This window comes from Kitasatospora sp. NBC_00039, from assembly GCF_045160625.1.
In the GTDB taxonomy this organism is placed as follows: domain Bacteria; phylum Actinomycetota; class Actinomycetes; order Streptomycetales; family Streptomycetaceae; genus Kitasatospora.
The window spans coordinates 1985698-2000048 of sequence record NZ_CP108289.1 but is presented as its reverse complement, the minus strand read 5'-3'; the positions used below and the strand labels follow the sequence as shown (position 1 = coordinate 2000048).

Annotated in this window: 12 protein-coding genes; 11 read left to right on the top strand and 1 reads right to left on the bottom strand. The window is 73.2% G+C overall.

Going from position 1 to position 14351, the window contains the following annotated elements:
• The first annotated feature begins 96 nt into the window (after positions 1 to 96).
• From OG286_RS08990 to OG286_RS08960, 7 genes are all read left to right on the top strand, one after another.
• Positions 97 to 942 carry a TIM barrel protein gene (locus OG286_RS08990; protein ID WP_396319952.1) on the top strand — a complete coding sequence of 282 codons (846 nt, stop codon included), beginning with the start codon at positions 97 to 99 and terminating at the stop codon, positions 940 to 942.
• A gap of 61 nt (positions 943 to 1003) precedes the next feature.
• Positions 1004 to 1891, top strand: coding sequence for a 2-hydroxy-3-oxopropionate reductase (locus tag OG286_RS08985; RefSeq protein ID WP_396319953.1), 888 nt, complete (start codon positions 1004 to 1006; stop codon positions 1889 to 1891).
• Positions 1892 to 2375: 484 nt separating this feature from the next.
• Positions 2376 to 3518 carry a glycerate kinase gene (locus tag OG286_RS08980; RefSeq protein ID WP_405362376.1) on the top strand — a complete coding sequence of 381 codons (1143 nt, stop codon included), beginning with the start codon at positions 2376 to 2378 and terminating at the stop codon, positions 3516 to 3518.
• Positions 3519 to 3648: 130 nt separating this feature from the next.
• The gene (gene allB, locus OG286_RS08975) at positions 3649 to 5025 is read left to right on the top strand and encodes an allantoinase AllB (RefSeq protein ID WP_396319955.1); all 1377 of its coding nucleotides are present in this window, start codon (positions 3649 to 3651) and stop codon (positions 5023 to 5025) included.
• On the top strand, positions 5022 to 6305 hold the full coding sequence (gene alc, locus OG286_RS08970; protein WP_396319956.1) for an allantoicase: 1284 nt from the start codon (positions 5022 to 5024) through the stop codon (positions 6303 to 6305). Before allB ends, alc begins: the two co-directional genes overlap by 4 nt.
• A 104-nt stretch (positions 6306 to 6409) precedes the next feature.
• Positions 6410 to 7870 (top strand): catalase, encoded by a 1461-nt coding sequence (locus OG286_RS08965; protein ID WP_396319957.1) that lies wholly within the window; start codon positions 6410 to 6412, stop codon positions 7868 to 7870.
• A gap of 281 nt (positions 7871 to 8151) precedes the next feature.
• Positions 8152 to 8931 (top strand): IclR family transcriptional regulator, encoded by a 780-nt coding sequence (locus tag OG286_RS08960; RefSeq protein ID WP_396319958.1) that lies wholly within the window; start codon positions 8152 to 8154, stop codon positions 8929 to 8931.
• Between the two features lie 135 nt (positions 8932 to 9066).
• Here OG286_RS08960 and OG286_RS08955 read toward each other — a convergent pair whose 3' ends face one another.
• Positions 9067 to 10305 (bottom strand): Mu transposase domain-containing protein, encoded by a 1239-nt coding sequence (locus tag OG286_RS08955; protein ID WP_405362381.1) that lies wholly within the window; start codon positions 10303 to 10305, stop codon positions 9067 to 9069.
• A 531-nt stretch (positions 10306 to 10836) separates the two neighbouring features.
• Between OG286_RS08955 and OG286_RS08950 the strand changes: the two genes are divergently transcribed.
• From OG286_RS08950 to OG286_RS08935, 4 genes are all read left to right on the top strand, one after another.
• Complete coding sequence (locus OG286_RS08950; protein ID WP_396319960.1) at positions 10837 to 11028, top strand: hypothetical protein; 192 nt, start codon at positions 10837 to 10839, stop codon at positions 11026 to 11028.
• Between the two features lie 69 nt (positions 11029 to 11097).
• Complete coding sequence (locus OG286_RS08945; protein WP_405362383.1) at positions 11098 to 11856, top strand: DUF2637 domain-containing protein; 759 nt, start codon at positions 11098 to 11100, stop codon at positions 11854 to 11856.
• Positions 11857 to 12277: 421 nt separating this feature from the next.
• On the top strand, positions 12278 to 13192 hold the full coding sequence (locus tag OG286_RS08940) for a metal-dependent hydrolase (protein WP_405364995.1): 915 nt from the start codon (positions 12278 to 12280) through the stop codon (positions 13190 to 13192).
• A gap of 64 nt (positions 13193 to 13256) precedes the next feature.
• Complete coding sequence (locus OG286_RS08935; protein WP_405364993.1) at positions 13257 to 14345, top strand: PDR/VanB family oxidoreductase; 1089 nt, start codon at positions 13257 to 13259, stop codon at positions 14343 to 14345.
• The last annotated feature ends 6 nt before the right edge of the window (positions 14346 to 14351 follow it).

The window sequence follows — 14351 nt, the reverse complement described above, 5'->3', positions numbered from 1 at the left end:
AGTCTTGACACCCACTCGGCGGTGCGGACATGCTTCCACCGAGCAGAATCCCTCTTCCGGATCGTGGAAGTTGCGGATGACGGAAGAGAGTGAGAGGTGATTGACGTGACGGCCGCCGCCCAGCACAGCTTCACGGTCAACCTGTCGATCCTGTTCAGCGAGCTGCCGCTCCTGGAGCGCCCGGCCGCTGCCGCCGCCGCCGGCTTCACCGCCGCCGAGCTGTGGTGGCCGTTCGGTGAGGAGCACACCCCGTCGCAGGCCGAGCAGGACGCGCTCCGCAAGGCCTTCACCGACGCCGGCGTGCAGCTCACCGGCCTCAACTTCCTGGACGACCTGACCAAGGGCGCCCGCGGTACCGTCTCCGTACCGTCCGAGCAGGAGCGCTTCCGGGCCAACGTCCCGGTCGCCGGCGAGCTCGCCGCCTCGCTCGGCACCAAGGCGCTCAACGCCCTCTACGGCAACCGGGTCGAGGGCGTGGACCCGGCCGAGCAGGACGCCCTCGCGCTGGAGCACCTCGTTCTCGCGGCCAGGGCCGCCCACGAGATCGGCGCGATCCTGCTGGTCGAGGCGCTCAACAGGCCGGAGTCCCCGGACTACCCGCTGGTCTCCGCCGCCGCCGCCGTCGAGGTCGTCGACAAGGTGAACGCCGCGACCGGCCTCGGCAACGCGAAGTTCCTCTGCGACCTGTACCACCTGGCCAAGAACGGTGAGGACCTGGCGGCCGTCATCGACACCTACGCCGACCGCTTCGGCCACGTGCAGATCGCCGACAACCCGGGCCGCAACGAGCCCGGCACCGGCGAGCTGGACTTCGAGGACCTCTTCTCCCGTCTCACCGCCGCCGGCTACACCGGCCGGATCGGCCTGGAGTACCGCCCCTCCACCGGCGTCAGCGCCGACAGCTTCGAGTGGCTCCCGCGCGAGCTGCGTCCGTCCAGGTGACGCGCGCCGCTCGGTAGGCCCTTCGGCACCCACACCCCACCACGTACAAAGGAACGACGCGATGAGCCGCAAGATCGCCTTCATCGGCCTCGGCATCATGGGCAGCCCGATGGCCGCCAACCTCGTCAAGGCCGGTCACCACGTCACCGGCTTCAACCTCACCCAGCCGCAGATCGACGCCCTGGTCGCGGCCGGCGGCCACGGTGCGACCAGCATCGCGGACGCGGTGAAGGACGCCGAGGTCGTCATCACCATGGTCCCGGCCGACCCGCACGTCGAGCAGGCCATCCTGGGCGAGGGCGGTGTGCTGGAGAACGTGAAGCCGGGCACCCTCGTGATCGACATGTCGAGCATCACCCCGCAGACCTCGATCAGGGTCGAGGCCGCCGCGAAGGAGAAGGGCGTCCGCACCCTGGACGCCCCCGTCTCCGGTGGCGAGGCCGGTGCCATCGAGGCCGTGCTGTCGATCATGGTCGGTGGCGCCGCCGAGGACTTCGCCGAGGCGAAGCCGCTGTTCGACGCGCTGGGCACCACGGTCGTCCACGTCGGCCCGGCCGGTGCCGGCCAGACCGTCAAGGCCGCCAACCAGCTGATCGTCGCCGTCAACATCCAGGTCCTGGCCGAGGCCGTGGTCTTCCTGGAGAACGCCGGCGTCGACCTCGCCGCGGCGCTGGACGTGCTCGGCGGCGGCCTGGCCGGCTCGACCGTGCTCAACCGCAAGAAGGCGAACATGCTGGGCCGCGAGTTCGCCCCCGGCTTCCGCATCGACCTGCACCACAAGGACATGGGCATCGTCACCGACGCCGCCCGTGCCGTCGGTGCCGCCCTGCCGGTCGGTGCGGTCGTCGCCCAGCTGGTCGCCTCGGCCCGGGCCAACGGCGACGGCTCCCTCGACCACTCGGCGCTGCTGCGCGGCGTCGAGCGGCTGTCGGGCCGCGAGGTCGAGTAGCCCGTCCTCCCCCCGGCCTCAGGCCGGGGACCCGAGCCCGCCGCCGCCCCTTCGGGCCGCGCGGCGCGGACACCCCGGTGGCCGGGATGGTGAGACCCCGGGCACCACGCCGGGGCGGTGACACCCGCCCCGGCCCCAGAGACTCCTCCTGGTGGCGTGTACCTAACCGGTCGTGCCCGCGCCACCAGGAGGCCAGGCCCGATCGGCAGGTGGGCTGGGGCTCATCCGCCTCCTGCCGATCGTCCAGACCGGTGACGCACACTCCCTGTCGGGGGCACTTCGGTCGTGCCTGTTGTGCGTCGCCCGGCCCCCTCCCTCGCCGAGGGGAGCCTCTCGTACGTCGGAAGCGGGACGAGGGGAACGGCGGGGAGGGGGCCGCACCCACCCACCCGGGGCACAGCGGTCCACAGGGGTCCCTCGGCGGACCCCGGGGCACATGCTTGACGAACCATCGCCAGACCCGTCCGGAAGTGAGGCCCACGCCATGCCCGCCACCCCCGCCCAGGGCCATGTGGTCGTAGCTCCCGACAAGTTCAAGGGCACCCTGGAGGGTGCCGAGGTCGCCGCCCGGATCGCCGCCGGCATCCGACGGGCCGCGCCCGGCACCGACATCCGTGAACTGCCCGTCGCCGACGGCGGTGAGGGCACCCTGGCCGCCGCGCTGGCGGCCGGGTTCACCCGGATCCCGGCCAAGGTGGCCGGCCCCACCGGCCTGCCGGTGGACGCCGCGCTCGCCGTCAGGGGCGACACCGCCGTGGTCGAGCTGGCGCAGTCCTCCGGGCTGGCCCGGCTCCCCGGCGGCCGGACCGCCCCGCTCGCGGCCGGCTCCTACGGGGTCGGCCAGCTGATCGGCAGGGCGGTCTCGCTGGGCGCCAAGCGGATCGTGCTCGGTCTCGGCGGCAGCGCCTGCACCGACGGCGGCGCGGGCATGGTCCAGGCGCTCGGCGTCTCGCTGCTGGACGCCGACGGCACCGAGCTGCCGCCGGGCGGGGCCGCGCTGCGCAGGCTGGCCCGGCTCGACCTCGGCCCGCTGGCGGACTCGCTGACCGGGGCCGAGGTCGTGGTCGCCTGCGACGTGGACAACCCGCTGCTCGGCCCGCGCGGCGCGACCGCCGTGTACGGCCCGCAGAAGGGAGCCGACGGCGACGACCTGGTGATCCTCGAGGAAGGCCTGTCCCGCTTCGCCGACGTGGTCGGCGAGGCCGTCGGACGGGACTTCCGTGACGCCCCCGGCGCCGGGGCCGCGGGCGGGGTGGGCTTCGCCGCCCTCGCCCTGCTCGGCGCCACCATGCGACCCGGCATCGAGCTCATGCTCGAACTGCTGGGTTTCGACGAGGCCGTGCGTGGGGCACGCCTCGTCGTGACCGGTGAGGGCTGCCTGGACGCACAGACGCTCCATGGCAAGGCGCCCGCCGGAGTCGCCGCGGCGGCCGCCCGGGCGGGGGTTCGGGTGGCCGCCGTGGCAGGGCGGCTGGAACTGTCGGAGAGCGAGTGGCGGGCCGCCGGGTTCGCCGCCGCCTACGCCCTCACCGACCTGGCCGAACAGCCCGGGGACAGCATGACCAAGGCCGCGGAGCTGGCCGAGGTCGCGGGGGAGCGGCTCGCGGCCGCGCTCCTGGGCGGATGAACGACCCGCCCGCCTCTCGTGCGTTCCTCCATTGACGTTTTGTTGAAGGCGGCCCTAGGCTCCCGGCAATCCTTCGACGAAGCCCCCTTCCTTCTTCAGACCACTCCCCTCAGGTTTTCGGAGGTCCCCCATGCCCTTCAGCGACACCGTGGTGATCCGCTCCCGCCGGGTGGTCCTGCCGGACGGCGAGCGTCCCGCGGACGTGCTGATCCGGGACGGGCGGATCGAGCAGATCGCCGCGCACGGGTCCCTCCTGGCCGGCGACCAGCATCTGACCGACCTCGGCGACACCGCCCTGCTCCCCGGCCTGGTCGACACCCACGTGCACGTCAACGAGCCCGGCCGGACCGAGTGGGAGGGTTTCGCCACCGCGACCCGGGCCGCCGCTGCCGGCGGCGTCACCACCGTCATCGACATGCCGCTCAACTCCATCCCGCCCACCACCACGGTGGAGGGCCTGGAGGCCAAGCGGAAGATCGCCGACGGCCAGGCCTGGATCGACCTCGGCTTCTGGGGCGGCGCCGTCCCCGGCAACGTCCCCGACCTCGAACCGCTGCACCGCGCCGGTGTGTTCGGCTTCAAGAGCTTCCTCGCGCCGTCCGGCGTCGACGAGTTCCCGCACGTCGAGCAGGCCGACCTGGAGGCCGCGCTGGCCGAGCAGGCCCGGATCGGCGCGCTGGCGATCATCCACGCCGAGGACCCGGCGGTCCTCGCCGCCGCCCCGCAGCAGCCCGGCGTCCACTACCGGGACTTCCTCGCCTCGCGCCCCGACGACGCGGAGACCACCGCCGTCGCCCGGCTGCTGGACACGGCCCGCCGCACCGGCGCCCGCGTCCACATCCTGCACGTCTCCTCCGCCGCCGTGCTGCCGCTGCTGCGCCGGGCCCGCGAGGACGGCGTGCAGGTGACCGCCGAGACCTGTCCGCACTACCTCACCCTCGCGGCCGAGGAGATCCCGGACGGCGACACCGCCTTCAAGTGCTGCCCGCCGATCCGGGACGAGTCCAACCGCGACGCGCTCTGGGCGGCCCTGGCCGACGGCGAGTTCATCGCGATCGTCTCCGACCACTCGCCGTCCACCCCGGACCTCAAGCTGCTGCCCGAGTTCGGCGGCAGCGGGGACTTCGCCGCGGCCTGGGGCGGCATCGCCTCCCTGCAGCTCGGCCTGCCGGCGATCTGGACCGAGGCCCGCCGCCGCGGCCACACGCTCGTCGACGTCGTCCGCTGGATGGCCGGAGGGCCGGCGAGCCTGGTCGGCCTCACCGGCACCAAGGGCGCCATCGCCGTCGGTCACGACGCCGACCTGGTCGCCTTCGACCCGGACGCCGACTTCGCGGTGCACGCCGCCGAACTTCACCACCGCAACCCCGTCACCCCGTACGCGGGCCGGACGCTGACCGGCGCCGTGCGCACCACCTGGCTCCGCGGCCGGGTCGTCGACGTCACGGCCGAGCCGTTCGGCCGCCAGATCACCCGCCCGGTCATTCGCCACGAGGAGTCTCAGTGAGCACTGCCAACCCCCCGAGCGCTCCGTTCACCGAGCTGGTCAACCTGGCCTCCCGGCTGCTCGGCGCCGGCGTCGTCGCCACCAACGAGGACACCTTCGCCGACGCGGAGAACCTGCTGGTCGCCAAGCCCGCCGAGTTCCGCGCGCACACCTTCGGCCACAAGGGCCAGATCATGGACGGCTGGGAGTCCAAGCGCCGCCGCGGCGTCAGCGCCGACCAGCCGCACCCCACCGACGACGACCACGACTGGACGATCGTGCGGCTCGGCGTCGGCGGCGTCATCCGCGGGCTGGTCGTCGACACCGCCCACTTCACCGGCAACTACCCGGAGAGCGCCTCGGTCGAGGCCGCGGCCGTCCCCGGGCACCCGTCGCCGGAGGAGCTGGCCGGCGCCGAGTGGGCCGAGCTCCTGCCGCGCACCCCGCTCCGGGGCGACACCGCGCACGAGTTCGCCGTCGACAACGCCACCCGCTTCACCCACGTACGCCTCAACATCTTCCCGGACGGCGGCGTCGCCCGGCTCCGCGTGCACGGCGAGGTCCTGCCCGACCCGCGCGAACTGGACGGCCTCACCTTCGACCTGGCCGCCCAGGAATACGGCGGCGTGGCCGAGGCGGCGTCCGACCGCTACTTCTCCTCCCCGCACAACCTGAACGCTCCCGGTCGCGCCTCCGTCATGGGCGAGGGCTGGGAGACCCGGCGTCGGCGCGACAAGGCCAACGACTGGGTACAGATCGCCCTGGCCGGGGGCGGCGAGGTCCTGGCAGCCGAGGTGGACACCACCCACTTCGTCGCCAACGCCCCCGGCTGGGCCGACCTGGCCGGCTACGACGCCTCGGCGGGCGGAAACCCGTCCGAAGCCGCGGCACCCTCGAACGACGCGGACGGCTGGTTCGAGATCCTGCCCCGCACCCGCCTCCAGCCCGACACCCGGCACCGCTTCCGGCTCGACGTGGGCCGCCCGGTCACGCACGTCCGGATCAACGTCCACCCGGACGGCGGCCTCGCCCGGCTGCGCCTCACCGGCCGTCTCACCGAGGCCGGCCGCGCCGCCCTCGCGCTGCGCTGGTTCAACGCCGTCCCGGCCGCCGAGGCCTCCGCGGCGCTCACCGACGCCGGTCTGAGCGCCGACGAGGCCGCCGAACTGGCCGCCGCCCGCCCGCTGGCGGACCGGAGCGCGGCCGCCGCCGCCGTCGCCGCGCTCCGGCCGACCGACGGCCCGGACGGCGAGCACTCGTCCCGCCGCCGCTCCGCCGTCTGGCGCCTGCTCGGCATCTGAGCGGTCCGGGCCGAAGCGGCACCCCGGATCCGAGCATTCGTCACCTGAGGTCCAGTCACCTCACTCTCCACGCAACGCCTTTATCGACACCTGAAGGACCCTCCATGTCCAAGATCCTGACCACGGAGTCCGGCGCGCCCATCGCCGACAACCAGAACTCGGCGTCGGCCGGCGAGTACGGCCCGCTGCTCATCCAGGACCAGCAGCTCCTGGAGAAGCTCGCCCGGTTCAACCGCGAGCGCATCCCGGAGCGCGTCGTGCACGCCCGCGGCTCCGGCGCGTACGGCTACTTCGAGGTGACCGACGAGGTCTCGCAGTACACCAAGGCCGCGTTCCTCTCCGAGGTGGGCAAGCGCACCGAGCTGTTCCTGCGCTTCTCCACCGTGGCCGGCAACCTGGGCTCCAGCGACGCCGTCCGCGACCCGCGCGGCTTCGCGCTGAAGTTCTACACCGAGGAGGGCAACTACGACCTCGTCGGCAACAACACCCCGGTCTTCTTCATCAAGGACCCGCTGAAGTTCCCCGACTTCATCCACTCGCAGAAGCGCGACCCGTACACCGGCGTCCAGGAAGCCGACAACGTCTGGGACTTCTGGGCCCACTCGCCGGCCTCCACCCACCAGATCACCTGGCTCTTCGGCGACCGCGGCATCCCGGCCTCGTACCGCCACATGAACGGCTACGGCTCGCACACCTACCAGTGGGTCAACGAGCAGGGCGACGCCTTCTGGGTGAAGTACCACTTCAAGACCAACCAGGGCATCCGCTCGCTGGACGGCGACCAGTCCGCCGAGGTGCTCGGCGCCGACGCCGACTCGCACCAGCGCGACCTGCACCAGGCCATCGAGCGCGGCGTCTTCCCGTCCTGGACCCTCTACGTCCAGCTGATGCCGGTCGCCGAGGCCGCGGAGTACCGCTTCAACCCGTTCGACCTCACCAAGGTGTGGCCGCACGCCGACTATCCGCTGGTCAAGGTCGGCCGCCTGGTGCTGAACCGCAACCCCGAGAACGTCTTCGCCGACGTCGAGCAGTCCGCGTTCTCGCCGAACAACTTCGTGCCCGGCATCGGCCCGTCCCCGGACAAGATGCTCCAGGGCCGCCTGTTCGCCTACGCCGACGCCCAGCGCTACCGCCTCGGCGTCAACCACACCCTGCTCGCCGTCAACGCCCCCCGGGCCACCGAGGCGAACAACTACGGCCGTGACGGCTTCTCCGCCGTCAACAAGTCCGGCCGCGGCAAGAACTACGAGCCCAACTCGTACGACGGCCCCGCCCAGACCGACAACGCGCTCGCCGCGCCGGTCGGTCTGGACGGCTACACCGGCACCTACACGACGCCGGCGCACACCAAGGACGACGACTTCTTCCAGGCCGGTGAGCTCTACCGGCTGATGTCGGCCGGCGAGAAGACCCGCCTGATCGACAACATCGCGGGCTTCCTGGCGCAGGTCTCGCGCGACGACATCGTCGAGAAGAACCTCGCCCACTTCCACGCGGCCGACGAGGAGTACGGCGCCCGCCTGGAGGCCGCCGTCGCCAAGCTCCGCGCCGGCGAAGAGGGCTGACGTTCCGCCGGACCACCCTCACCGGCCGCCGGGGCCCGCACCCCGGCGGTCGCGACCGGGCCTCTCCCCCAGGGCAGTGGGGGAGGGGCCCGTCCGTCGTGCGCCGGCCCGGCGTACGGCGCGTGCCGCAGGCGTCCGCCGGTCCGCCCGAAGCACGCCGCCGCCCGGTCGTCCAGCACCTTCACCGAATATTCGCGGACGGCAACTGCCGGGGCCTCGAGGTGGCTAGGCTGGAGGACGCCCGCCGGTCGCTCCGCGGGCGGACATCGGAAGGGGACGACATGTCGACACCAGCCCCGGGTCGTCACGCCGCACTGGACCAGGGCATGCCCGGTCCGTTCACCTCCTTGCAGTACGCGCTCAGACTGCTGGAGGCCGTCGACCGGCACCCCGGCGGTGCCACCCTGGTCTCCCTCGCCAGGGAGACGTCCCTGGGCCTGCCGACGGTTCGCCGGCTCGCCGAGATCCTGGAGATCGAGGGCTATCTCCAGTGCCAGGACGGCGGTTGGGTGCTCGGCGGCACCTTCGCGCTGCTCGGGCAGGGCAACCGGGAGCAGCTGGTACGCGCCCGGCTCGACCGCAAGCTCGCGGACCTGCGCGACGAGTTGGGTGCGGCCGTGTACTTCAGCCGCTACCACGACGGCGAGTTGTCGGTGGAGGCGGTCTCCGCCGCCGACCACGCGCCGGCGGTGCAGGAGTGGGTGGACTTCCGGGCCACCGCGCACGCGAGCGCGATCGGCAAGTGCCTGCTGAGCCAGCTCGACCACGACGCCCGCCGGGACCACCTGTCCCGGCACCCGGTGGCCCGGCTGACCTCGCGGACCGTCACCGACGCCGACCAGCTGATGCACCGGCTGGAGCGCCAGCCGGCCACCGTGCCGGTGCTGGACATCCAGGAGTACGCGCTCGGCACGGTCTGCGCGGCCGTCCCGGTGATGGCGGGCAGCACGGTGGGCTGCCTGGCCACCTCGATGCCGGTGGACAACGTGCACCGGCTGAAGGCGGCCGCCGAGCTGTTGGCGGCCCGGGCGGCGCCGCTGATGCTGGCCATGGCCGTCTGACCGCCCGTCCGAGGTCACCCGCGTGTTCGGGCCGGGCGGGATGGAGCCGGTCCGGCCCGCCGGAGGTCGTCCCAAGCCGCCCGGATCCCGGGGCGGCGGCACGAGGTTCGGCCGGCGTCGGACGTCAGGGCGTCCCTACCCCGGACGGCCCGTGCGCACGGCCTCGGCCTCGGCGAGGGCCGCTGCCGACGGCGGGCGGCGGGTGTTGGCGGGGCAGCGCGCGGCCCGGGAGGGGAGCGGGCGCTCCAGGACGACGGCGTGTCCGCGTCCGGTCACGGCCACGCCTGCCCCCCGCGGGGCGAGGGCGTGCCGGGCGATCACCGCTCCGCCCGTCGTGGAGATCGACAGGTGCGGTTCGTCCAGGCGCCAGCGGACCTGCACGGTGGCGCCGGACAGTTCGGGCGGGACCGCGTAGACGTTGCCACGGAAGGGGACCACGTTGTGAGCGGTAACTGTACGAGTGACGCAGATCCGCGCGGGGAACGGGACGCTCGGCAGGTCCAGGAGGCCGTTCGCGCCGGCGCGTCCCTCGTCCGGTACCCCGTCGGCCGGCCGGACACGGTCCATCCTCGCGGCGAGCTCGTCGAGGTGGTCCTCTGCCGCCAGCAGAGGGGTCTCGTGGCGCAGGTTGCGCCACCAGTGGTGAGTGGTGGCGCGAAGGCCCTCGTCCGGTCCTCCGTCGCGGTCCTCCCAGCAGGGCGGGCAGGCGATCGCGACGTGGTAGTACTTGGCGACCTTGTTGAAGGCCGGGGTCACCCGGCCGGTCTCGGGACAGCAGGCCGCGGGCGTCCGGTGGAACCGCCATCGCGTGCCGGTGCCACCCAGCCGTCTCAGCAACTGGTCCATGGCCTCCACGACCTGCGGGAACTCCTGGTTCTCGGCCATGACCGCGCGCCAGCGCCCCGTGCGGGCGAGCGAGCCCACCAGCAGGTGGGCGCGGCCGCCGTTGCCCCAGTGGGTCGGGGCGCCGGGCAGGGTGAGCCAGTCGAAGCGCACCTCCTCGCTGGCCGGCCGGGGCGGGACGGTGCTGTGATCGCGGGCGATGCGCCGGCAGTGCGGGCAACGCGGCCGCAGTTGGTGCTGTCGCAGCGAGCGGGTGAAGGTCGAGTAGCCGCCGGGATAGCCCAGCTCGACGATCTCCTCGAACAGCGTGCTCGCCGACAGGTGCGGGTCATCGGCCAGCCGCTGGCGACAGTACGGCGAGAACCGGGTGAAGCCGTCCTGCGGGCGGCTCCGCACGCCCGCGATCCGCCCCCCGTCGAGGTAGGAGCGCACGGTCTTGCGGTCGCGGCCCAGGTGGCGGGCGATCGCCGAGATCGACCACCCCTGTGCGCGACGTGCACGAACCTCCTCGAATTCCTCCTTGGTGAGCATCCAAACCCCCTTGCAATCCGTTCTCCTGCCCATGCGGACTCTGAAGCAATGGCGTCTCCAACGAGGCGGGAAATATAGCACGATGCTGGACAGTCCGCCCTGCAGAAAGGTTTTTGCAGTCTGGCGGTGGGGCTGGGGGATTTCGCGGAGCGTGATTGTGGGCCGACGGGGCAAGGCGTGTGCCGGAATCCTGCCACTCCTCTGACCAGCGCCTATGGTCGCGTGGGGGAGTGAGGAGTGGCTCGGCGCGCCTGGGGATTTTCATCGAGCATCATTGCCATGAATGCGGCACGGTGCTTTGGTCTGGTCCATTCCTGGGTCTGGGGCGGCCGGGCGGGGATAGGGGCTGGTGGAAAGCGGGGGGAGTCGGCGGCGTGCAGCCGGGGAACTTCCCTGAGCGATATCCCGTTGAATATAGAAGGACGCCCGAATGTCGTACATTCCGGCCGGGCCGCGCCTCGTTGACGGGGCATGACTGCAATGTGTCGTCCACCCGTCCCACCAGCACGTGACCCCGTCTGCAGGCTGGGTATGTGGCTCTTCGTCCCCGACCGGCCGAACGTCGTGGGTGACCTGCGCATCGGCTACCTGTCCCGCAACGGCGAGCGGGTCGTCCTGAAGAACTGCTCGCGCATCCTGGCCGAGTTCGTGCGGACGATCCGTCAGCTGGAGGACGACTTCGTCGCGCGGTCCGGTTCTCAGCGGGCGGAGGGCGGAGCATGACGGCCCCGATCGGATGCGGGAGGGCGATAGCCGGCGGACCCGCGAGGCGTCGGCTGTCCGGAGCGTCCCGTGACCTATGACCGGACAGGTGAGTTCTACGCCCCGCACGGTTACGGCGCCACCTGGTACGGATCCGCGGAGGACTACCAGCGGGCCGCGGCCTATGAGCAGCACGGTTGGCACGTCGACGGTGAGGTCTCCGGCGGCCCCTGGTTCGCCCCCGACCTCGAAGTCATGGACACCTGGGAGTCGGTCGGGCTGTTCGTTCCTCCGCCCCGCGTCGCGACCGAGGAGCCGTCACCGGCCGCGCCCGGCGTCGCCGCCGTGCCGCCCGCGGGGCCACGGCGGCGGCCGAGGCCGCCCGGGGGCTCGTGGGCACGGTTGATCGGCCCGTTGTTCGGGGTGATGACGGCGGCCACGTTCACCGCCGTGTGCCTTCTGGGCTGGGCCCTCTCCTACGACCCGCTGCAGGGTCTGGCCATCTCCAGGGTTCCGCACGGCCTGTCGGGACTGTGGCCCGTCGTCGTCATCGGCCCGTGGCTCGTGGGCTGTCTGTCGGTGCTGCGGGCAGCCCTGGACGGTCGTCGGGCCGTGCACTCCTGGATCGTGGTGACCTTGTTCGCCGGTGTCGCGACCTGGCTGTGCGCGGTCGGCGTGTCGCGAACGATGCCGGACCTCGTGGTCGCCGGCCTGCCGCCGATCACCGGGGTGGTCTCGCTGCACCAGCTGGTGCGTCAGATCATCGGCAGTCGCGAGTCGTGCCGGACCTCGCCGCGGCAGAAGGGGCGGCGGGCTTCCCACAAGGCCTCCGGCAAGGTGCGCGTCTGAACGGCTTGCATCCATCGGACTGCCCGGGCCATTCGCAGCGCCGGCGGCACACCGACCGCACTCGGGGTGGGTCGGCCGGCCTTCCCGGCAGGTGCTGACAGCACCGGGCTGTGGTGGCACGGTGCGGACGGTCGCGGCTCCCGCCCGGGTGGCGGGTCGCGACCGCTTGGTGTCGATACGTCGGCAGATCGACGAGGGCACGGAGCCGGCGGGCCGCCGCCCGGCAGTCGGCCGCGGACCTCGACGCCGGAGGTCCGGTGGCAGGGGTGTGCGGCCCGGTCCGAGGCGTCGGGGGAGTCGTCGGCGTGGGCTTATTAGACGCGCTGTCGATAAGGTTGGCCGAAACCATTGTGGCCTGCTGTACCCATGGGTAAGTTGCTCTGGAGCCGAGCCGCCACCCGCAGGTCAGGAGGGCCCTCCCATGCCCAGCACCACCCCCGTCCCCGCCGTCGCCGCCCCCGCCCCCCGCGTGCACGACAGCCTCGTCCTGGAGCCCCGCGACGTCCGCTTCGACTGGGCCGGGCTGCCGCTGCACTGGATCCCGGACGAGCCGATGGCCACCCACATCGTCAACGTCCTCCACCTCCTCCTCCCCGAGGGCGAGCGCTGGTTCGTCAAGGTGTTCAAGGAGGCGCTGCCGCTGATCAGGGACGAGCAGCTGCGCGAGGAGGTGCTCGGCTTCATCGGGCAGGAGGCGATCCACGCCGAGGCGCACCAGGAGGTGCTGGACCACCTGATCGGCCAGGGCCTCGACCCGCGCCCGTACGTCCGGCAGGTCTCCTGGCTGTTCCGGCGCGTGCTCGGCGACAAGCCCGGACTGTCGCCCGCCCGGCGGCGCGAGAACATCATCGAGCGGGTCGCGTTCGTCGCGGCCATCGAGCACTTCACCGCATTCCTCGGCAACTGGGTGCTCAACTCCCCGGGCCTGGACCGTGCCAAGGCCGACCCGACCATGCTGGACCTGCTGCGCTGGCACGGCGCGGAGGAGGTCGAGCACCGCAGCGTCGCCTTCGACCTGATGGTCCACCTCGACCCGGGCTACCTGCGGCGGATCCGCGGCATGGCGGTCTCCGGCCCGCTGCTGGTCCACCTCTGGGTGCGCGGCGCCCGCTTCCTGCTGGCCGCCGACCCGACCCTGGGCGGCCGGCTGCGGCCCAGCTGGCGCGAGGCCGGCCGGATCGCCAAGCGCGGGCTGCTGCCCGATCCGGTCAAGTCGGTCCGCTCCGGCCTGCGTTACCTGCGGCCCGGCTACCACCCGACCCAGGAGGGCTCCTCCAGCCAGGCGCTCGGCTACCTCGCCACCTCCCCGGCCGCCCGCGCGGCCGCCGCCGGCTGACGACCGGCAGCCGTCGCCGCCGCCCTCCCGCCGCCAAGGCCCCAAGGACCGAAGGACCCGCCGGATGGACCTGCACAACCCGCCCCCCGACCTCTACGGCCGCCCCCGCGCCGACCGGTTCATGCGGCGCCTCACCGCCTTCGGCGACCGCTACGGCCCCGCGCTCGGCTCGCCGCTGCTGCGCCGCAGCCCCCGCCGCCCGCCCCGCCGCCCCACCCCGCCGCTGCAGCTGGTCGTCACCGCCCGCCGCCAGGTCGCCGCCGACGCCGTCGAGTTGAGCCTCGCCGACCCCTCCGGCGGCCCGCTCCCCGCCTGGCAGCCCGGAGCGCACCTGCGGCTGGCGCTCCCCTCCGGCCGCGAGCGCCACTACTCCCTCTGCGGGGACCCCGCCGACCGCACCGCCTACCGGATCGCCGTCCGCCGGCTGCCCGAGGGCGGCGGCGGCTCGGTGGAGATCCACGACACCCTGCACCCCGGCACCCGCCTCACCGCCCGCCGCCCGCGCAACGGCTTCGCCTTCTGCGCCGAGCCCGCCGTCCTGCTGCTGGCCGGCGGCATCGGCGTCACCCCGCTGCTCCCGATGGCTCGCGAGGCGCAGCGCCACGGCCTGGACTGGCAGCTCGTCCACGTCGGCCGCACCGCCGGCACCCTCCCGTACGCGGACGAGCTGCGCGCCCTCGACCCCGACCGGGTGCACCTGCGTACCGACGACGTGCACGGAGGCGTGCCGACCGGCGCCGAGCTGCTCGCGTACGCCCCGCGCGGTGCCGCCGTCTACTGCTGCGGCCCGGCCCCGATGCTGGCCGCCGTCCAGCGGGCACTGGACGGATCGCCCTCCGCCGCTCTGCACTTCGAGCGGTTCGGCGCCGCGCCGGTCACCGGCGGCGAGCCGTTCACCCTCCGCCTCGGCACGGACGGCCCGGTGCTCGACGTCCCCGCCGACCGGTCCGCCCTGGACGTGCTCCGCGAGGCCCGGCCCGACCTTCCCTACTCCTGCCACCAGGGGTTCTGCGGCACCTGCGAGGTCCGGCTGCTGTCCGGCACCCCCCACCACCGCGACCGCCGTCTCACCCCCGAGCAGCGCGCCGCCGGCGCCCTGCTGCCCTGCGTCTCCCGGGCCGCCGAGGGCGAGACCCTCGTGCTCGACGTCTAAGGAGCC